The following is a 22232-nucleotide window of genomic DNA, read 5'->3' on the forward strand; positions in this document are numbered from 1 at the left end:
AACCGACACCGCAAGTTTTCCGTCCGGACTTTTTACCACTGATTGGGCGTTTAGTTTAAAGAAACTAACTAAACATAAAAATATTATTTTTTTAAGATTCATAACCTTTGAAGATTTTTCTTTTTGTAATGATTAAACTCTTTTTACTGAAGTAGGGTTAGCTAAAAATGTTATTTCGAAAACATCCAATAATCAAAATACATGATTTTTTCAGCGGCATTGCCTTTGTATATAAAATAAAGATCGTGCACTCCAGAAACCTTTTTGATATCTGCTGTAACCAGAGCCCACCTATCATTTCCTCCCGTCATAGGAACCTTTACTGTTCCTATCAATTCTCCCTCCAGACTATCAAGTCTAATTTCCATTGATACATTTCCATTGTGCGTAGTACCTACACGAGCTGTAAATTTTGAAGCGCCCGATTCACGAAAATCAACATCTTTAACTTTCGTGAAGGCATTGTTTTTCATAGCAGTTATGAAGACGCCTACTTCCTTATTCTGCATTGATTTTACATCTTTAGACCAAGCTATCGTTTCTGCTTCTGACTTAGCATACGGATTCAGAGTAGCGATTCCTTTTTTGATGCCTTCTGTCATATTCATTTCTTTGACTTTACCGTCAGAATTAAATTGCAGTTCTTCAACTGCCACAGATCTGGTAAAACCGCTGCCTTCTGGCAAAGCGCCATTATGATAAAAGAAATACGTTTTTCCTTTAAAATCTATTACCCCAGGATGATTGGTAAAGCTTTCACCCTGCGTAGGCATTACAACTCCTTGATATTTCCACGGCCCAAGCGGACTTTTGCTTGTAGAATATCCTATATGCTCAGAAATTGGTCCGGCAGCAAAAAACAGATAGTATAATCTGTTTCTTTTGTAAAGCCACGGCCCTTCCTCGTAAGTGGTAGGTCTGCGCGGATCTTCTTTTCCGGTACGCTTTCCAAACGATTCAATTGTATTTGGAAATATCTTTACCACATCGGCATAAGAAATCATGTCTTCATTTAATTTCACATAATGGCAAACCGGATTGCCCCACAATAAATAAGCCTGTCCATCATCGTCGATAAAAACAGTCGGATCAATATCGGCGTCACTATTTTGCACCAAAGGTTTTCCTAACGGATCTATAAACGGCCCATACGGACTGTCTGAAACTGCTACGCCAATCCCATTTCGCCCTTGATTATCTGTAATTGGAGCATACAAATAAAATCTGCCTTTTCTTTCTATGCATTGAATTGCCCAAGCATTCATTTTTGCCCAGCTAAAATCTTTATACGATAATACCGCTCCATGATCTGTCCAGTTTACCATATCATCTGTAGTGTACAATTTCCAGTCATTCATGGTAAACCAAGTCGAATGGTCTTCGTCATGCGAAGTATACAAATACAGTTTATTATTGTAAACCATTGGCGCCGGATCTGCTGTATAGCTAGTCTGTACGATAGGGTTTTGAGCAAAACCGCATACAGAAATGCTAAATGCTGCTAAAAACCTTAATTTTTTTACATTAATTTTATATGACATTTTCCTTATTTTTTACTTTTTAAACTAGAAATAAAAATTATTTAAAAGTCCACCAGTCTAAATTAAACATGGATTTTCCTTCTCCCTTAAATACAAAAAAGACATTATGAAGACCTTTTACGTTTTTAACCTTACAGGCAAAATCTTTCCAATTATTCGCGCTTCCCGTATTTTTTATATCGCACACTCCTAAAAGCGCTCCATCTTTATCATCTAGATGTATTTCTATTCTACCTCCCAAAACAGAAGATGCATTTACTAAAAATTCTTTTGGTGATTTCTTAAAATTAACTGCTTTAACTTCTATGTAATCATTATGGTCAATCTGGGTTATAAAAACTCCTTTTTGATCCTTTTTCTCTGACTTCACACCTTCACTCCAAGCAATTGTTTCAGCTTCAACACGGCTAAAAGGATTAATATCTCCTACAGCAGCAGGTCCATCAACGGAGAAATACGACAGTGTTTTTATCGTTCCGTCAGGATTATAAATGATTTCATCCAGATCCACCGAGCGTCTTTCATAAAATGTAGAAGTTTGTCTTTTTATAACATCATAACTATGCCCAAAAGCATACGATTTTCCTTTATAATCAATAATTCCCGGATGATTCCCTCTTGTTTTTTCGCTGGCTTCTATGACCATTCCCTTGTATTCCCACGGTCCTGTTGGAGAATTGCTCATAGCATATCCAATTCCTTCCGGACAGCAGGTTGAAGCATAAGACATATAATAATGTTTGTTTCTTTTGTAAATCCATGGGCCTTCCTGATAATTCTTCGGTTTAGTTGGTTCTTTTACAACATCGCCCGAATAAGAGATCATATCCTTATTTAATTTTACGTAATAAACATCCGGATTACCCCAATACAAATAGGCTTGTCCATCATCGTCTATAAAAGGAGATGGGTCAATATCATTCCATTTATGATCAGTATCTATTAATCGTTTTCCCAATGGATCTTTAAAAGGCCCATAAGGACTGTCTGATACTAAAACCCCTATTCCATTTCCATGCATCGGTGCATACAGATAAAATTTGCCATTGCGCTCAATCGTCTGAATGGCCCAAGCTCCGTTGTCTTGTCTTGCCCAGCTGAAATCTTTTAAAGAGGCTACAGCTCCCCTATCGGTCCAGTTTACCATATCTGTGGAAGTATACAAAAGCCAGTCAAGCATTTTGAAACCTTCCGCATCATCTTCATCATGAGAAGTATATAAAAAAACAGTATCCTTGTAAACCATTGGGGCTGGATCAGCGGTATATTTTGTCTGGATTATCGGCTTTTGCTTAATATCACTTTGGGCAATTCCTTGAAAAGAAATCATTATAAGAGAGCAGAAAACTATAATTTTATGGGTGCTTTTATTCATAATATTTAATTTAAAAAATTTTGAATTATCTGATTTGATATTTTATTATTCCTTACAGCTTTATCGAAATTTGATTTCCGTTGTAACTAATTGTTTTTTCCAATTCCTTTGCAGATGCATCTGATTCCAAGTGATCTGAAGATATTTTTATAATTTTAAATCTGCGTTGCTTTATCATCTCAGAAAACGATCCCTGCTGCTTATTGATGGTTAGGATTCTTTTTAAATCATTCCATTTAAACGTTATTGTAGCATACTTTCCGTTTTCATAATTGTAATTATCTCCTTCATCCTCATAAAGCGTAAATTCACCATCTGCACCTTCGTAGATTCTTATTTCAAGATTATCCCATTTCTTCTCCTCTACATATTGAACTTTTGGTCCTAGAGGAATAATACTGCCCGCTTTAACATACAAAGGAATCTGATCAATTTTAGTTTCTTGATCAATCTCTTGACCTCCGCTGTGCTTCTTGTTTGTCCAGAAGTCATACCATAGACTTCCGTCTGGCAGATAGACTTTTTTTATTTTTTTCTCATTAAAATCTACAACAGCATTTTTTGCAGATTCATCTCTCTCTTTTTTATTCCATCCCGTATCTTCGTTTGTTTTAACAATTGTTTCGGGAGTATATTGCGCGTTAACAACTGGTGCTACTAAAATCGATTGTCCAAACAGATATTCGTTGTTCATGTCTTTAACCTTTTCATCTTTAAAGTCCATTACTAAAGCACGCATAAAACTAGAATGCTCTTTTGTAACCTTCCATGCATTCGAATAAATATAAGGAAGCAGCATATAACGCAGGTTGATTGTTTTTTCGATAGCATCATAAATGGGTTCTCCTTTTTTTCCAAATTGATAAATCTCTCTTGGAACATCAGTACCATGAGAACGCATCATTGGTGTAAAAGCTCCAAATTGCAGCCAGCGTATATAGAGTTCCTGATAGTATTGATTTTTTGCACCCGAACCATCATTTGAATTGGTATTGTAGCTTCCAGCAAAGAAACCGCCAATATCAGAATTCCAATATGGAATACCGCAAAGAGAAAAATTTAACCCTGCCGGAATTTGATTTCGTAAGGTTTCCCAAGAAGAATTAACATCTCCAGACCATGTGTTGGCTCCATAACGCTGCTGTCCTGCAAAAGCCGAACGTGTTAAAATAAAAACCCTTTTTGCCGATGAGAATTGGCGCTGATGATCGTAAACCCCGCCAACTGCCATTAATGGATACGCGTTTCTCACTTTTCTAAAAGATCCTAAAAATGTTTTAGCGTCCAAATCTTCAGGTCTAAAATCCAAATGGTCAGGTTCTGTCGAGTCCATCCACCATCCATCTATTCCTAAAGAAAATAATCCTTTGTTTAAATAATTCCAGTAAATGTCTCTTGCTTCTGGATTGTAGGCATCATAGACCTTTACACCAGAAGGAAAATTCATATCTGGCGGCCATGCCTCTTTTCCAGACTGCGGCCATGTCTGAAAATCAAACAGCATATTTTTTTCCTTCATTTCTTTAAATTGAGGCGTGTCAGGACCAAAAGATGACCATACGGATATAAGAAGATGTGCATTCAATTTATGAATGTCATTTACCATTTCTTCGGGTTTAGAAAATTCAGGGTTTAGAAAACTCATTGCATTCCAGTGATAATTATCTCCCCAATATTGCCAATCCTGGATAATACCATCTAATGGAACACCGAGACCGCGGTATTTCTTAACGACCTCTACTATTTCATTCTGACTTTTATAACGTTCTTTACTCTGCCAAAAACCAAAAGTCCATTTTGGAAACATTGGAACATGGCCAGTTAAGTCCCGCATTTGGGCAATAACACCGTCAGCGTTGTTCCCAAGCATGAAATAATAATCAATGCCATCACCCACTTCTGACTTAAAAGAGGTTTCTTCAGCATTATCATTGAAATCTGTTGGGGAATAATTATCCCAAAACAATCCGTAGCCTTTGTCAGATTGGAAAAAAGTAACAAAATCCCATGTATTATTCTGAACCATATGCAGTTTTTGGTTTCGTTGCGACATTTTTCCATTTTGAAGTATTCCTAAGCCGTAAATAGACTCTTTTGGATCTAATACAAATGACTGATTTACGGTGAACGTTTTATTGCCTGTGTCGTTAAAATTGGTAAACACTGCTCCTCTTTCTTTTTCATTTAATAAAACTGCGCCTGACAAAGATTCAAATAAAATTTTGCCTGAATGCAAATTCAGGTTTACCTGCATTACTTTACTTTTAATTCGAACTGCTCTACCGTTTTCACTTATAACAAGTTTTGTTTTTTCAGCCTCTTTAATTACCGATAAACTCTTTTTCTCAAAGGTATTTTTCTCAGGATACTTTATCACTCTCACAATTTGCGGACTGTAAAACTGAATTTCAATTACGGTAGAATTGATAACTGTCTTCAATCCTAATCCTGTTTTTTGATAAGACTGCGCATTAACATACAAACCCATTATAAAAAGAGCCAGTACTAATGAATATTTCTTTTTCATAACCTAAAATTTTCTTTTTTACCTGAATATTCAACCTCAATTGGTTTTACCTCTGATTTTGAACCTATTAAAACAATATTAAATTTTCGAGTCTTCAGCATGCCTTTAAATGAACCTTTAACTGCATTTATTATCAATCTTTTTTCAGCATTTTTCCACTCGAATTTAGTTAACGAATAAGATCCGTTTTCATAATTGTAATTATCTCCTTCATCCTCATAAAGCGTAAATTCACCATCTGCTCCTTCGTAGATTCTTATTTCAAGATCATCCCATTTTTTCTCAGCTGTGTACTGCATTTCAGGGCCAAAAGGCAGAATTGACCCCGCTTTTATAAATAGTGGGATTTTATCTATTTCAGCATTTATTTCTATTTTCTGACCTCCTTTAAAGATTTTTCCAGTCCAAAAGTCTATCCAATTTGTATCTTTAGGCAAATAAACCTGCCATTGTTTTATTCCTGCCTCTGTAATAGGCCCCACTAATATGGAACTTCCAAACATATATTCATAAGGCTGATTTACCGCATTCTCATCATTTTGAAAATCCATTACAAGAGGCCTCATAAAAGTTGATCCTTCTTTTATTTTTGAAGTTTCAGAATAGATATAAGGAATTAGCGTATAGCGAAGATTTAGCATTCTTCTCATATTCTCTTCCACTTTAGATCCATATTTCCAAGGCTCTGTTTCGGTCTGATAGCCATGAATTCTGAAAATGGTGCTGAATGCCCCCCACTGAAACCATCTGGTTAATAATTCATGGAAATTTTCATCTGTGTATTGTCCGGCGCCAGGTCTAAAAAAACCGCCAATATCGGTTGTCCAATAAGGCATTCCGGTTAAAGTAAAATTCATTCCAGAAACAATCTGTCTTTTAAAACTATCCCAGTTTCCGCCTATATCGCCTGACCAATTTATGGTTCCATATCGATGCTGTCCTGCAAATGCTGAACGGGTTAAAATGGCTACACGTTTTTGAAGATTTGTTTTTCGCTGGCCTTCATAAACCGACTCACTAACAAAAAGCGGATAAGTAAGACGATAAAAATCTCCCGGCCCCTGATGTGTTATCGTACCAACGAGTGCATCGTTTTCAGGTTCAGTTGCATCCATCCACCAGCTGTCTACCCCTTTAGAAAACAAATTATCGTTTAAGGTATTCCAATATCTTTCTTGTGTTTCAGGATTAAAGTAATCCAACCATTTTGCATTAGGAATGTACAATCCTTTTGTATCAAATTGTTTTCCTATAACAGAATTTTTATCAGGGTTTGACCAGATCGACACAGTAAAATGAGCATTTAAGTCATGCAATTCTTTTATAAAACCCAACGGATTTGGATAATTCTTTTCATCAAACTGAGGTACGCCCCAGCCGTTATCACCCCAATATTGCCAATCTTGCACTATAACGTCTACAGGTAGTTTTCGTGCTCGAAATTCTTTAATTGTATTAATTAAATGGTCGCTTGAAGTATATCGTTCACGGCACTGCCAAAAGCCATATGCCCATAAAGGCAACAATGGCGATTTACCCGAAACGGTTCTGTAGGCGCCAATTACCTCATCTGCATTTTTGCCTTTAAAAACAACATAATCCAGACATTGAGCAGAACTTGATCGAAAAGTTGTTGAATTATCCGTTTTTCTAAAAGAAAGCTTTGGGGTATTAGCCGAATTGCAGATTATCTTAACCTCATGCTCTCCTGCTGTTAAATCTAAAAGCTCACTAACGGCCGGCGGCAACCATAAATTGGACTGGTCTATTACTCTTTTATCGTCAATTATAACAAGATGCCTATTGTCCATATCGCCCAAATCCAGCATAATAGAATATTGTCCTTCTCTTTCTAAATTAAATTTCCCTTTGTAAACTACTTCTTTCTGCAATACTTTCTGGGTTCCAGAAGTTGTTGTCACCTCTTCTTCTTTTCCTTTTTCAGAAGATTTAATCTCTTTAGAAAGCGCAATAAAATTGTCATTTGGATTAAACTCTGTTAAGCCATACTGATGCCATAAAATTCCGTATCCTTTATTGGAGTACAAAAAAGGAATGGCAATCTGAGTATTTACCTGTGTCAATTTTCGACTGACGTTTCTCAGATTATAATGCCCGTCTTGAAATTGGCCTAAACCAAAAAGAAATTCGTTGTCTGGCGAATCAAAACGCTGTTCGACTGTAAAAGATGCATATTCATTTGCATCGTTTAACGTCATTTTTCTACCCGCACTTTTTTCACTTAAGAATATTTTCCCCTCTTTATCTTTAAACTTTAAACTTTTTTCCTCTTTATCAAATACAACAGTTAAACTTTTAGTCTTTAACTGAATTTCTTTATTGCTTTCTGCAACTTTAAAAACAGGAACAGCAAGCTTCTCTACCAAAATCAGCTCTTGCAGTTCTTTTGTGTTTTCGGTGTATAACTGAATTCTAACCGAATTCTCCGTTAGAGGAATAATATGCAGCATTCCCTCTTTTAAAGGAATCAAAAGACGGTCTTTTTCGAGAATATAACTTTTATCTATATTTTTAAAACCAAATAAAAATATCAGAAAAAAAGGAGCTATAAGCTTAAGTTTAAAAAACATACACCATTATTTATTTACCACTAACATCGCTGCAAAACCTCCCTGATGTAACATTTTCACCTCTACCGAACTTGTTTTGTCTACTAATAAATATTGCGTTGAAAAAGCTTTATCATGATTTCCATCAGCAATTAAAGTGAGCTTAAACGTTTGTCCATCTGGCAAAAAATCAAATTTCAACTTCTGGTTTCTTTCTTTTCTTCCAGAATTAATACCGCCAATAAACCAATCTGCTCCTTTTCTTCTTGCGATAACGGTAAATTTTCCTGGATACCCGTCAAGCAGAATAGTATCATCCCAAGAGGCGGGAACATGTTTCAAAAATGTTTTGGCTGCATCTGGCAATTCGTAATAACCTTCGGGTCTATCTGCCATATGCTGTATTCCTGATTCAAAAATTACGCTTAATGCCAGTTCATGGCCATAAGAAGTAATATGAGGAAATTGTGAGTTGGTAAAAGTTACCGGAGTGTAATCCATTGATCCTACGACATTACGGGTAAAAGCCAATGTATTATTATGTTCTGCTGCCGTTGCGGTTAATTCAGGCCCATTGTTGTACCATTCAGCTCCACGGACAGCTTCGTAAGTCATAAGATGCGGATAAGTTCTCTGCCATCCACGCGGCACCAAACATCCGTGAAAATAGACCATGATTTTATACTTCGCCGCATCTTCTAAAATATCCAAATAATACTTTATGATTTCTTGTTTTTCACTTAGAAAGAAATCAACTTTTATCCCGTAAACGCCAAGTTTATTAAGCTTTTCAAATTCCTTAACTCGGTTTTCGTGAGTCAGCATTCGGTCAATAGGCGTTGAAGTGATCCATTTAAATTTACCTGAATTGTACCACATTAAAGGTTTAATTCCTTTTGAATGAATATATTTTATGGCATCTTCTAAATTGCCGCCATTTTCCATCTGATCCCATTCCCAATCCAAAAGTGTATATGGCCAATTCATGGCCACTGCTAAATCGGCAAATTGGGTTACGGTTTTATAGTCTTTTGTTCCGTGGTTACTTGACCAATAATTCCATGACGCAACACCCGGCTGAATCCAATCTGTTTTATTTAAAACAGAAGGTTTAGACACATCATCCACCAAAGTAGATTTGACAATATCTCCAAGTTCTCCCACAATTACAGCCCTCCAAGGCGATTTCCAAGGCAATGTTATTTTAGCAAAAGGCTCTCCTACGCCTTCTTCTGTTCCGGGAAGCGTTACTTTATACTGGTTTTTATTTTGGGTATTAGCCAGTTTAGAAGCAGCATAATTCCGGTCTAAATCGGCTTCATGGATCAGATACCAGCAAGGGCTATTTTTTGCTTTAAACAACGCTGGATAACACCAGTCCTGCTGTACATCTCCATTGTCCATACTAGTGTAAAGCCCTTCATTGGACAAATCAAACTTTTCCAGCCATCTTTCTGTACTTTCGGGAATAGAATAAGCCGTTAACTCATCTGAAATGGTATAAGTTCCTTGTTTTTCTGGAAATTCATAACGGAATGCCACACCATCATTATACACTCTCAAAATTATATTTAAATGGGATTTCGATTCATTTTCAAAATACAAAACCACTTCATTTGCGGTATTGGAACGTTCCGATTTTTTGCCGTGCAATGCTTTGTACTGCTCTTTAATAAGCGCAGATTTGCCGATCTTTTTTAATTTTAAGCCTTTTGAAAAGGTCTGGTCGTTTCGTACAATTCCCAAATCTATTTTTGGAATTATTTCATCATGTTTGTCTTTATTGCCGTAATTCACCTGCAAATACCAATTTCCAGAATTAGTATTCTGACTGTCAAATAATCTAACCGCTATTTTTTGATTGGGAGAAGTCAAAACTGCTTTCTGTCCATACGAATAAGCAATCGTAAACAGAAACAAAGCTAGACTGAATCTAAATTTTATATTCATTTTATTATGCGTTTTATAAGGATTATTTCGTTTCTGAAATCTTTCCATCAATTCTGAAATAATCAAAATCGGCGAAACCTCCAGCAGTTTTAGCAGCGTAATTGAACAAACCGAATCGGTAGCCCATAAAATGCGGAATGGTATACGGCATCTTAATGGATTTTCCAATGCTGATCCATTTTTTGCCGTCTAAACTATAATAAAATCTTCCCTGATCTGCTTGACTCCTAAAGTCACATTCGGCTTTAAAATATATTTTGTCCTGATTTAATGGAACACTCTCTACTTCTTTTGGATTTCCTTTTTCAGCATCGATCATCACAATTCTTTTTGCTCCCTGATCTACTTTTACTCCAACCAAGCCAAAATCTTTTTGCAGCAGCGAAAGTCCAGCAAAATCTCCTTCTTTCATATTTGAAAGCTCAAGCATAGCAGTTCCCGAACATACAGGTCCAAAAGTTCTCTGTGTCAAAATATTTTTTATCTGAGTAAAACTGCTGTCTATTCTGGATGCTTTTAATCTTAAATACCCTTTTCTTTCTTTGACAGACCAGTTTGCGTTATCTGGGTTATGATTCCATTGCCAGACCAAAGGCAGATCATTTTCTCCCTTTTTACGATTAAACTCATCTGAATTTACAATTCCAGGAATTAAGCTTTTATTGGCTGGAAGATTTAAATTTTGAGGCACTTTACCATTTTCGCCCAATATTGGCCAGCCATTTTCCCATTTTACAGGAACCAGATACGGAATACGTCCTACGCCTCCTGCATCTCTAAATAAATACGAAAACCATCTGCCGTCTGGCGTATCAATAAGTCCGCCTTGAGCAACGCCCAAATCCTGCAATCCAATCTTTCCTTCCCATGGCCCTGCAATAGTATCGGCTCTGTGTATAATTACCGTGCGCATGCCGTTTTTGGGCCAGCATATATTAAATAAGCAATACTTTCCGTTAACTTTAAAAAGCTGCGATCCTTCTGCCGGCAGCATGATATCGCTCTTCGCAGGAGCATTGGCATTTTCTATTAAAACTTTCTTAGTTTCTTCTTTAACTTCTGATAAGTCTTCTTTTAATTCTACAATTTGAATTTTTCCTGCTCCCCAAACTAAGTACACTTTTCCATTATCATCAAAGAAAAGAGAATGGTCGTGATAGGAATTGTTTAAAACAGTTCTCTTCCATGGACCTTTTTCAATATTTTTTGTGGAATATATATAGGTTTTTCCTGTCGTTCCTGAAAAAGTGCTTACATAATACACACCATTGTGATAACGCAGACTGCTTGCCCATGAACCTCTTCCGTAGTCGTTTTTGCCATGATCCAAATTCAGTCGGTCATCATGATCCTCTAAGGTTTGATAGGCATAATTAACCAAATGCCAATTCACTAAATCCTTAGATTTCATAATAGGAACTCCGGGATTCATATGCATTGTGGTACTGCTCATATAATAAGCATCATTAACCCTGATTATAGATAAATCGGGGACATCTGCAAAAATAATGGGGTTCTGGGCTTTGCCTTTTTGAGCTTGGTTTGTCAGTATGTTCAATACAATTACCAGAACGGCATATATAAAATCTTTTGTTTTCATTTCGGTTTCGATTTTTGACCTTTCTAAAGGAAATATTATGTGTTAATCCGTTACAATTCTAAGCTGAGAGAACTTCGGACTGATTTTTCCCTCTTTTGCCAGAATTTTAATATTCAGCACTTCCTTGTCATCTATTTTTATGCTGATTGTCTTTTTATCAGATGATGTTATTACAGCTGGTTTTTCATTAATGAGAATAGTAATATTATCACTGTTGAATTCATCTAAAACACTGATTTGCAAAAACTGGCCTTTGCTGTTTTTGTTCAGCATTTGATAAGAGATATAAGCACGTGTATTTCGCCAGAACTTCCCATCCTCGTAACCCGAATTGCTTTTTTCACCTTTATACAAATGATCGACTTCTGGCTGCTGCTCTCCGCAATTTATTTTATCTATTGTTTTGGCTTCAAGAGCCATAGCTTCAATTTCCTGCTGTTTCAGCAATTCCTGCTTTTCTTTATATTCTTCTTTGGAGTACGTCTGAAAATACATTTGATAACGGGCATCGTGCACTTCAAAAAAAGGCTCCAATTCCAATGAATCTAAGCTATATCTTAAGTTCCCTGTTTCTTTAAGTTTTGATATATAATCGGCTTTGTCCCCAACCAATGCATAGGCTTTATCAAGCGGCATAAATTTCCCTCTTGCTGCGTGTCCCATTCGGCTGTCATCTGCAAACAAACCGTCTAATCCTTCTGTTGAAGTTTTGGCCGCCAGCACAATTGGCCCTTTGACAAATGCACTCCAATTGGATCCGTCTGGCAGATTTTCTAAATGTATTGATGTTTTAAATCTGGCACTTATTTTATCTCCTGATTTCCATTTTCTTGAAATCGCAACATATTCAGAGGGTTTAGATGCTATTTTTTGTTCTTTTCCATTCACTAATATTTCAAAACTTTCAGCCCATTTTGGATAACGGATATTCAAAGCAAAGTGTTTTGCTTTTTTAAGTTTTAAAACTAATTCTGTCTCATTTTCGTAAGGAAATTTTGTGGTTTGTTCCACCTCTATTTCCTTTTCTTTCCATCTTAAAATTGAAGGAATAAAAAGGTTTACAAAAAGATCATTTTGCGAATGGCTGTAAATTAATTCTCCATATTTGGCGTGATTTTCAAGTCCCGTTCCCACACAGCACCACATGCTTGTTTGAGGCTGAGAATACACGCGGTAATGATTTGGGCGAATAGGCGTAAAATATACAAAACCTCCTTTTTCGGGATGCTGGCTTGAAAGGATATGATTGTAAAGTGTTCTTTCGTAGAAATCCAGATAGCGCACATCATTTTTATCGAGAAACAAAGCTTTGGCAAGACGTTCCATATTATACGAATTGCAGGTCTCTGGCCCTTCATTCGATTTTACCATACCGCTGAAATCGCTAATTGGATTAAAATGTTCTGCAACACTGTTTCCTCCAAATGCAACTGTGCGTTTTTGGGTCACATTATCCCAAAAATATTGCACGCCATCTGACCATTCTTTATTATCAGAAAGGACGGCAACCTTTTCAAAACCAACCACTTTTGGTATTTGAGTATTAGCGTGAAGTCCTGTGAGTTTGTCTTCTTTTTGCAATAACGGATTCAATAAGGCTTTATGCGATAATTTTTCGGCCGTTTCAAGGTATTTTTTATCTTTTGTAATGGCATACAAATCGGCAAAAGATTCATTAATGCCTCCATGCTCTGTTGCCAAAACTTTCTGGATCTGTCCATCAGAAAGCGGTGCGATTAATTCTATAAACCAATCTCCAAGTTTTATTGCTATATCTTTCGCTTGCTTGCTTCCAGTGTATTGATACGCATCAATTAAACCAGCAAAAAGTTTGTGGATGTTATAAATAGGAACCCAAGTATTGTTGAGTCCAAAACTGCTTCCGTCAATATCCCCTTTATGGATTCGATCCCAAAAAACTTTGCCTTGCGGAATACCCCCAACATAACCGTTCCCGTTTTTAGCCTGACAGCGCGCCAATTCTGAAAGCATATAATCTAACCTCTCTTTAAGCTCTTTGTTTCCTGCAGATGCATACATCATAGCTAAAGCCGAAAGATAATGTCCGCCGATATGCCCATCCAATCCTATACTTTCCCAATTGCCATAACGATCTGCCTTTGGCGGAAGCCCAGATTCTAATAAATACGGTGCTAGAAGTTTATCCGGGTCTAAAGCTAAAATATACTTTAGATCTACATCTTGAGCATTTTTAAATGGCCCTTCTTTTAATTTTACTTCGCTTAAATCAAATAGCTTCATTTGAGCCGATAATTTGGCTCCTATCAATAGGGCGAATAGGCAAAATAAAATTGTCTTTTTCATTATAAATTGAGTTTGAAGTTATTGAAAGTAAAAAGTATAGGTCTTCCCTTTTTCAGTCATCCTATCATACAAATAAGATGTGTTAATATCTAGAAGCTGTAGGTTTGATTCCTTAGAAATAATTGGTTTTTCGGTTTGTTCCACTGCAAAAAATAGATTTGGATTTTCTCCTGATGCTATTTTCAATTTTTTGCTCTTTTTTAGCATAAGCTCATTAGGAGTTCTTAATCTTAGATTGCCACCCAGATTAGAATAAATAGTTAAAGCGATTATTTTTCCATTTTTCCACTTTAAATCTTTTATTTCAAAACCTCCTCTCGCTTTTAAACCACTTATTTGTCCGTATTCTTTTAAAGCATCTGGCAAAGCAGGAAGCAGATGAATTGCTCCATCCGAACTCTGCATCAGCATCTCGGTGATTCCAGAAGTACAGCCAAAATTACCATCGATCTGAAACGGAGGATGCGCATCAAAAAGGTTATTATAGGTTCCGCCTCCTTCGTGATTTACGCCAAGCGGTGTCAGCTGATTCTGAATTAAGCTGTAAGCATGATTTCCATCCTGCATTTTTGCCCACCAGTTTATTTTCCAACCCATGCTCCATCCTGTAGATACATCGCCTCTTTGCAGCAGTGTATTTTTTGCAGCGGCAAAAAGCTCTGGAGTTCTATACGCCGAAATCTGATTAGACGGAAACAAACCATACAAATGTGAAATATGGCGGTGATTATCTTTTGGATCATCTACGTCATCAAGCCATTCCTGAAGCTGATTGTATCTGCCTATCTGCATAGGAGGCAGTTTCTTTCTCAGTATTTTAAGACTGTCTGCAAATGCTGCGTCTTTCTGTAAAACTTCTGAAGCTTTTATCAGCGTGCTAAAAACATCAAACACAATTTGATTGTCCATGGTAGAACCTGCTGTCATTGCAGAATTTTGATGTGCTATTGGCGTATTTTCAGGCGAATTTCCAGGTGCTGCCACCAGCCATCCGTTTGCAGGGTCTTCAACAAGAAAGTCAGCATAAAAAAGAGCTGCTCCTTTTAATATTTCGTAAGCCGATTTTAAATATGCTAAATCACCTGTATATAAATAATGCTCCCAAACGTGCTGGCTGAGCCAACCTCCGCCTGCATTCCAAACTCCCCAAGTTGCGCCGTCAACAGCGCCATTTATTCTCCAGATATCGGTATTATGATGCGCCATCCAGCCTCTTGCTCCATACATTACTCTGGCGGTTTCCTGTCCTGTCTGCGAAAGCTCCTGAATCATTTTCAGCAAAGGCCCATGCATTTCAGAAAGGTTTGTTTTTTCGGCTGGCCAGTAATTCATTTCGGTATTAATGTTGATGGTATATTTGCTGTCCCATGCCGGTGTCATGCTGCGATTCCAGATTCCCTGCAGATTTGCAGCCTGTCCCTCTGGCTGTGAAGAAGAAATTAGCAGATATCTTCCGTACTGATAATACAAAGTTATAAAAGACGGATCTGAAACATTTCTAAAATTGGATAGTCTCTGGTCTGTAGGCAATTTAGCTTGTTCTGTAGTTCCTAAATCAAATTTTACTCTTTTGAAATACTTTTGATACGCAGCAGTATGAGCCGCTTTCATTTTATCATAATTCTTGACAAACGCTTTATCGAGATAAGATTTAGCGAGTTTATTTTCATCACCGCTTATATCATTATAATTTATAAAGTTTGAGGCTATAGAAACCATGATTACCACTGAATCTGCTTTATCAACTTTTAAAGTATTATCAGCTGCACTTACGCTTCCGCCATCAACTCTTAATTTTGCTAATGCATTAAACTGAACTTTTCCTTCTACTCCTTCATGATCACTCGTCTTTCCCGAAAGTGAAATTTCATTATTATTAATTAAAATTTTTTGCTTCTTATGTTCTGATGTAAAACCAGCTGCAAATGATAGCTGTCCAGGCTTATCGGCTGAAAGTCTAATGACCAAAACTCTATCTGCAAAAGAGGTAAAAGCTTCTCTGGTAAAAGTTACTCCATTTACTTTATACATTGTTTTTGCAACTGCATTTTCAATATCCAGTTCACGATAATAATCGGAATACTTCTGATCTGGGAAATTCAGTTCCAAATTTCCGACTGGCTGAAACATCTGGCCATGAGATTTTTTGGTAATGATGGCCTCATTGATGAGTTTTTCGGCTTTTTTATATTCTCCCTGAAAAAGAAACTGTCTTATCTGAGCCAAAGCTTCTTTTGCCAGCGGATTATCATTTCTGTTAGGGCTTCCGCTCCAAACCGTGCTTTCGTTCATCTGAAGAATTTCTTTTCCAACATTCCCATAAATCATTGCGCCCTGAAAACCATTTCCAATTGGCAATGCATTTTCCCAAACATCGCCTGACGGGGTTTTGTACCAAAGTTTAAGATCTGATTGCGCTTGCGAGAATATGGAAATCCCAAAGAAAAACAGCAGATTAAATAAATGATTTTTCATGTTTTTTTCTCATTTAACAATACATTTTGCTATTTAAACAATAACTGTGAGTACATCATTAAATCATGTCTCCATACTGGCCAAGAGTGTCCGCCAGAATACTCGCTGTAGCTGTATTTAATGCCAAACTGGTCGAATTTCTGCATCATAATTTTACAGTTCTCGTATGCTATATCTTCTTTTCCTCCCATCGAGATCCAAAAGTCTTTTAGATTAGCATTAATAGAGGAGACATTGTTTTTTATAAACTCATATTGAGGATCTGATAATTTTGGATTGCTTGCCCACCATCCTGAACTGAAAATGCCCAGACTTGAAAACATATCTGAGTTTTTTATTCCTGCGTAAAGTGTCTGGAGCCCTCCCATTGATAAACCTGCTAAGGCTCTATTTTTGCTGTCTGCTGCAACTTTAAAATTAGTTTCTACGAAAGGTATTGCTTCATTTTCCAGCTCATTTTCAAATGCTTTTAATGTTTCTTCGCCAAAACCAGCAATTCCGCCTGTATTTCCCATATTGCCGTCAAGCATTACAATAAGCATTTTCTTGGCTTTGCTTTCGGCAATTAAATTATCTAAAATCAAATTTGCTTTTCCTTGAGTGCTCCATCCTCTTTGGTCTTCACCTCCTCCATGCAGAAGATACAATACTGGGAATTTTTCAGATGCAGCTGCATATCCTGGCGGCGTATATACATACATTTCACGCCATGAATTAGTTCCTTTTGAAAAGTATTTCATTATACTTACCTCGCCATGCGGAACGGTTTTCAATTCATAGAAATCACCATCTCTTTTCGGAATTTCTATTCCGCTGGCCATACGTCCCATTCCGTAAAAAGTTTCGCTTGACGGATCTGCAACTGCCACGCCGTCAATCAAGAGCGAGTAATAATTAAATCCGCCGTTAATTGCATCAGTAGTAACATTCCAAATTCCTTGACCGTCTTTCTGCATATCGTACTTTCTTCCTAAGTCTATCTGCACTTTTGATGCTTCAGGGGCATTTACTTTAAAAATTACCCTGTTGTCTGGCAGTATCTGAGGATATTTAGCATTACGTATGTTGGTTTGAGCTGTGGTTCCTAGAACCGTATATTTTGCAAAACTGGATTGGTCAACAGGTTTGAACAATAACTGTGAGAACATGTACAAACTGTTTTTCCATACTTTGAAATCATGAACTCCTGGCTCTAGATAATAAATATGCGGCACATTATTTTTGAATAAGTAATCATGAGTTCGTCTGCTGTTTTCAAGCAGCCAATCGTTATCTCCGCAAGAAATCCAAAGCAGTTTCAGCTTCTTTTTGGTTTCTTCAGGATTAGGAACCAATTCTTCTGTTTTCTTAGTATTTGGAGCTGAGGAAAATCCGCCTATCCAAGCAAATTTGTCTAAGTTTGTTAATCCAAAATTGAGAGACTGTCCGCCTCCCATAGATAATCCTGCAATGGCGCGATGTTCTCTGTCTTTGTAAACATTATATTTTTTTTCGATAAAAGGAATCAAGTCCTTCAATAAATCTTTTTCAAAATCTGTAAATGCCTGCACTTTGTCTGGCGCCATTATATTTCCTGTTGCGCTGTCATCTTTCATGGCTCTTCCGTTTGGCATTACCACGATCATTGGCTGTAATTTTCCTTCTGCATAAAGGTTGTCTAATATAATCTGCGGACTTCCTCCATTAAGCCATTCTTTTTCATCTCCTCCAATTCCGTGCAAAAGGTATAAAACTGGATATTTTTTGTTCTTAGCAAATCCTGGCGGTGTATAAATAGTGGCTTTTCTGATTGTACCAACTGTCTTGGAATCATAATTTACCGTTTCGACTTTTCCTGCTGGAACTGATGGGTTTAACTGGTCAAAACCTACTGGTGCTTGAACTATAAAAGGTTCATTTGTGTTATTAGATTTATACCCTAATAACAAAAGCATTTTTTCAGCATAACGTTTCCCTAAATCTCTGTATCCCGCTGCGCTAAAATGAAGAAAATCTGAAGCCACTGCACAGCCTTTTGATGAAATTACATAAGAAGTTGGAATAGTCTGAGGCAGCGTTGCAATGATTGCATTCATGCTGGCGCATTTTCCTTTTTGTTCTTCATGAACGGTTTCACCGCAAAGCAATGGCACTTTTTTAGGATCAAGGTTCAGATCTTTCATTAGATTATCATATACTATTTTGACCTTTTTAGGCCATAGCGTATCTCCTGTATTAGATTCTCCCTGATGCAGTAAAATGCCTTTTATAACTCCTGTCTTTTGGGCAATTTTTGCCATTTCTACAAGTCTAGCATACGGACTTCCATTGTATTCTTTAATCATACCCAGCATCCAGTCTGGCGCTGTTTTCATGTAATTCTCAAAGTTATCTTTATCAAAAAGTTCTATTTTACATCCTCCAACAGCGACATTTACTACTCCTACTTTTATATTTTCAGGAAGATTAGCAACCATTGTTCTTCCAAAATTGTCTGTTAATGTCAATCCTGTTTTGCATCGGCATAATGGCGGAATTGCGGTATACCATTTTCCCATCTCTCGATTCAAATCAGGACAATTCACTGCTTCTAGAACTTGAAAGCGAGGATCTACATTTATTTTGTCTTCAGCTTCTATCGGAGCTGCACCTTCCATATTGGACTGTCCAAAACTTAAATAAATATGAAAATTTGGATCCTGAGAATATCCATTCTGTCCCGTTAAAAAAAGAACTGCTATTGCGAAAAATCTAATTGTTGATTTCATGACTTTTATTAAAATTGTTTTAATACTAAATTGAATTTCACTTAAATAAATTCAAATCTACTGCATCGCCCATTCTCTGATATCCCAATTCATTAGGATGCAAAAAATCGCCATCGTGCATATTTGATAAAATGGTTTTAGAATCAGTTTCAGAAGCCATTTCTTTATCAAAATCTATTACTGCATCAAAATGACTGTTTCGAATCCATGCATTTACAGCATCTCTTGCTTCCTGCTTGAAAGGTGCGTCGTAAAATGATTTCTGGAAAGGCAGAATCGTACAGCCATACACTTTTATGCCTTTGGCATGTGCTTTTTCTATCATAATTTTGTAAGCGCCTATAATTTCCTGGGCTTTTATAGGAGCATCTTCTGGACGTTTAATTCCTCCTATATCATTTATCCCTTCCAAAATTACAAGCCATTTTGCGCCTGCCTGCGAAAGTACATCACGGTCAAAACGGTCTAATGCTGTTGGGCCTAATCCGCCTTTTACAACGCAATTTCCGCCTATCCCTAAATTTAAAACTCCAATATTTTGAGTTGCTTTATTCGCAGCCAGTCTAGCGGCTAGAATATCTGTCCAGCGATTTTGCCTGTTTGTTCCAGATCCGCGGCCATCTGTTATGGAGTTTCCTAGACAAACAATATTTGACGTATTTTTTGATGCCGCGACATCAAGTCCCATGATAGAATACCAATGATCTGTTTTTACAGACTCGGAAAAAACGTCATTATTGAGATGGTCTCCCGACAAAATATAAGACGTTGTTCTCGATCCGGGATGCCCAGTTGTTTTTTGTGACGCAGCTCCATAATAAATGGTTATGGCTAGTAATTGGCCTTGTTTTAGCTGAAAATTCAGTTTATCTGAAAATACTTCCTGACCTGGATGTAATGTTACTTCTTGATTCCCATTAAAACTGAGATTTTTTTGTGTGTTTTTATCAATTGCGGGAGCATCAAGAACATTGGCAATGCTTACCTTTTTTAAAACGGTAGGCTGATCACTGAATACATTTGAGAAACGCAGTCGAATATGCTCTCCTGCAATCGAAACTTTTATAATTTGACGAAGCGTATTTTCGGCCAAACCTGGGGCTGGAGGCATGTTGTTTGGTTCTACAAGCATTGGCGCGCAAGCCCATGATCCGACCCAGTTTTCAGCATTCATCTTTTCAGAAGAATTCGCCAGTGGCTGATTGGCCTTACATCCTATTATTAAAGTGAAAAGCTGTAAAAGCAATAAATATTTAAAATATCTTTTTATCATTTCTGCTAAAATTTGATGGCTGCTGCTATCCTAAAAAACAACTCCCATAAATCATTTTTTAAATTGAAATAAATGGGAGTTCGAGTTTTTAATTTTTTTATTTCGGATGTGAATTATTTGATGAAGTAGCATATAAACCTACCAAAGCTCCAGTAAATCCGCCAGCGGCATTTGTCGAAAGAATATCTCCTGAAACTGGATTGCCAAGATTTTCAAAATCGCCACCATTCAAAGCATAGCTAAACTGATAATTGTCGCCTGTTGCTTTAACTTGCAAGCGTAAAGCTCCTTTAGCATCTATTTTTGCACTTGATACAATTTCCGATTGTCCGTTTTCTGTTCTTTCCAACAGTATGTAAGTATCTTTTCCTTTCCTAGTAACACCAAAAACATAGTTGTAGTTTTCGTTTTGAAGACATACGATTCCTGCCAAATCTTTTTCTGATTCTGGTTTATATTCTAAAGTGGTTGAAAAAGAAAAAGTATTATGCTGCTGTCTGTAAAATAAGGTAGAAGTTGGTTTTAGCTCTTTTATGTTTACTGCAAATGGCGTAATCTGCAGACCTTTTTTAACAATAGAAATAAAATGCTCCCTTGGCCCTCGCAATCCAATCCATCTGTAATCTAACTTCTCGGATGTAAAATTCTCGATAAATGTAAAGTTGCCATTAGGGAAAAAACCATCTTTGCCCGTTTTGTTTACAACACCTTTTGGCATTTTTAATTTTGGCCCCATGGGCACTAAACCATTCTCAAAAACAGGAAAAGTACCAGACCAGTCTACAGGCAGCATAAAGGTTTCACGCCCTGCGTTTACCCTATCTTTTTCGTTTGGACGAATTCCTAAAAACACGCCATAATATTTATTGTCTGGCCCAAGCACTAGATCAGCATGCCCCGCCCAATCTACTTTGTTGGGTCTGTTTTGAGGGAAATATCTCTGTGTTAGGATTGGATTATTACTTGCGGGTTTGAAAGGCCCCTTTGGACTGTCACTAATAAAAACAACCTCGCTATGATTTCCTCCTGTACCTCCTTCGGCACACATTAAATAATAATGATTGTCTTTTTTATACAAATGAGGAGCTTCTATCCAAATTGGCTTCTTAGAAAGATCAACCCCGCCATCTACAATAATTTTATCTGTTCCCGGAATTACCTGATCTTTTTCTAAATCATATTCCCAAACTTTAATTACGCGATGTCCCTGGTACAATTCTTTCCCTTTATCAGGAGCATCATTATGCACGACATACCCCTTTCCGTTGTCATCAAAGAAAATAGAAGGGTCTATTCCATCAAAAGCTAATTTAATTGGACTTCCCCATCCTTTTTTAGGATCTTTAGTTTTTACAATGATATTTCCCAAACCGCCTGTAAAGGCAGTAACAATCATATAAAAAGTATCGTTGTGAGGATTGTAAGTAATTCCGGGAGCATAAACCCCAGCGCTGATTCCCGTATCATGAGGATTGAACTCCGAAACTTTATTTAATACTCCACCCAAATCGGTCCAGTTTACTAAATCTTTAGAGTGAAAAATGGGCACCCCAGGGAACATGGCAAACGAAGAGCACACCATATAATAATCATCACCTTTTCTTGTAATGGCTGGATCAGGATAGCATCCCTGGAGAATCGGAGAATAAAACTCATCTTCTTTTAACGGATTGCTTTTGTAAATCTGGTCATCTCCCACGTAAGTTGCATTTGAAAAAATGGGGTCTTTACTGCTTTTCTTTTTTTGTATGCTGCTTTCCTGAGCCTGCGTAAGCATAGAGCAAAACAGAACAGCAGCTGATATAAAAATCTTTTTTTTATTACTCATTTTATTTGGTTTGTTAAAGTG

The 22232-nt window shown here is 37.0% G+C and carries 11 protein-coding genes; all 11 read right to left on the reverse strand.

From position 1 onward, the window contains the following. Positions 1-170 precede the first annotated feature (170 nt). Entirely contained in the window at positions 171-1541 is a 1371-nt protein-coding gene (locus DM397_RS01290) for a glycoside hydrolase family 43 protein (RefSeq protein WP_239457765.1), read from the reverse strand. Positions 1542-1578: 37 nt separating this feature from the next. Further along, positions 1579-2916 carry a glycoside hydrolase family 43 protein gene (locus DM397_RS01295; protein ID WP_111375829.1) on the reverse strand — a complete coding sequence of 446 codons (1338 nt, stop codon included), beginning with the start codon at positions 2914-2916 and terminating at the stop codon, positions 1579-1581. 52 nt (positions 2917-2968) lie between these two features. Beyond that, positions 2969-5443, reverse strand: a complete 2475-nt coding sequence (locus DM397_RS01300; protein WP_111375830.1) for a glycoside hydrolase family 31 protein — start codon at positions 5441-5443, stop codon at positions 2969-2971. Further along, positions 5440-8034, reverse strand: coding sequence for a glycoside hydrolase family 31 protein (locus DM397_RS01305; RefSeq protein ID WP_111375831.1), 2595 nt, complete (start codon positions 8032-8034; stop codon positions 5440-5442). The genes DM397_RS01300 and DM397_RS01305 overlap by 4 nt, the downstream gene beginning before the upstream one ends. A gap of 6 nt (positions 8035-8040) precedes the next feature. Next, entirely contained in the window at positions 8041-9963 is a 1923-nt protein-coding gene (locus DM397_RS01310; RefSeq protein WP_111375841.1) for a glycoside hydrolase family 97 protein, read from the reverse strand. A 22-nt stretch (positions 9964-9985) separates the two neighbouring features. Next, the gene (locus DM397_RS01315) at positions 9986-11563 is read right to left on the reverse strand and encodes a glycoside hydrolase family 43 protein (RefSeq protein ID WP_111375832.1); all 1578 of its coding nucleotides are present in this window, start codon (positions 11561-11563) and stop codon (positions 9986-9988) included. 42 nt (positions 11564-11605) lie between these two features. Next, positions 11606-13888 carry a glycoside hydrolase family 127 protein gene (locus DM397_RS01320; protein ID WP_111375833.1) on the reverse strand — a complete coding sequence of 761 codons (2283 nt, stop codon included), beginning with the start codon at positions 13886-13888 and terminating at the stop codon, positions 11606-11608. Positions 13889-13906: 18 nt separating this feature from the next. Beyond that, on the reverse strand, positions 13907-16363 hold the full coding sequence (locus DM397_RS01325) for a glycoside hydrolase family 95 protein (protein ID WP_111375834.1): 2457 nt from the start codon (positions 16361-16363) through the stop codon (positions 13907-13909). Between the two features lie 29 nt (positions 16364-16392). Then, complete coding sequence (locus tag DM397_RS01330) at positions 16393-19110, reverse strand: alpha/beta hydrolase-fold protein (RefSeq protein ID WP_111375835.1); 2718 nt, start codon at positions 19108-19110, stop codon at positions 16393-16395. A 37-nt stretch (positions 19111-19147) separates the two neighbouring features. Next, positions 19148-20383 (reverse strand): SGNH/GDSL hydrolase family protein, encoded by a 1236-nt coding sequence (locus DM397_RS01335; protein ID WP_111375836.1) that lies wholly within the window; start codon positions 20381-20383, stop codon positions 19148-19150. 97 nt (positions 20384-20480) lie between these two features. Continuing rightward, complete coding sequence (locus tag DM397_RS01340) at positions 20481-22211, reverse strand: glycoside hydrolase family 43 protein (RefSeq protein ID WP_111375842.1); 1731 nt, start codon at positions 22209-22211, stop codon at positions 20481-20483. Positions 22212-22232: the final 21 nt, after the last annotated feature.

It is taken from the genome of Flavobacterium nitrogenifigens, from assembly GCF_003254565.1.
Lineage (GTDB): Bacteria > Bacteroidota > Bacteroidia > Flavobacteriales > Flavobacteriaceae > Flavobacterium > Flavobacterium nitrogenifigens.

Excerpts from the sequence above, each read along its gene's own strand:
- DM397_RS01330 (WP_111375835.1), bottom strand. The coding sequence starts at position 19,110 with ATGAAATCAACAATTAGATTTTTCGCAATAGCAGTTCTTTTTTTAACG.
- DM397_RS01325 (WP_111375834.1), bottom strand. The coding sequence starts at position 16,363 with ATGAAAAATCATTTATTTAATCTGCTGTTTTTCTTTGGGATTTCCATA.
- DM397_RS01335 (WP_111375836.1), bottom strand. The coding sequence starts at position 20,383 with ATGATAAAAAGATATTTTAAATATTTATTGCTTTTACAGCTTTTCACT.
- DM397_RS01300 (WP_111375830.1), bottom strand. The coding sequence starts at position 5,443 with ATGAAAAAGAAATATTCATTAGTACTGGCTCTTTTTATAATGGGTTTG.
- DM397_RS01290 (WP_239457765.1), bottom strand. The coding sequence starts at position 1,541 with ATGTCATATAAAATTAATGTAAAAAAATTAAGGTTTTTAGCAGCATTT.
- DM397_RS01320 (WP_111375833.1), bottom strand. The coding sequence starts at position 13,888 with ATGAAAAAGACAATTTTATTTTGCCTATTCGCCCTATTGATAGGAGCC.
- DM397_RS01340 (WP_111375842.1), bottom strand. The coding sequence starts at position 22,211 with ATGAGTAATAAAAAAAAGATTTTTATATCAGCTGCTGTTCTGTTTTGC.
- DM397_RS01295 (WP_111375829.1), bottom strand. The coding sequence starts at position 2,916 with ATGAATAAAAGCACCCATAAAATTATAGTTTTCTGCTCTCTTATAATG.
- DM397_RS01305 (WP_111375831.1), bottom strand. The coding sequence starts at position 8,034 with ATGTTTTTTAAACTTAAGCTTATAGCTCCTTTTTTTCTGATATTTTTA.
- DM397_RS01310 (WP_111375841.1), bottom strand. The coding sequence starts at position 9,963 with ATGAATATAAAATTTAGATTCAGTCTAGCTTTGTTTCTGTTTACGATT.
- DM397_RS01315 (WP_111375832.1), bottom strand. The coding sequence starts at position 11,563 with ATGAAAACAAAAGATTTTATATATGCCGTTCTGGTAATTGTATTGAAC.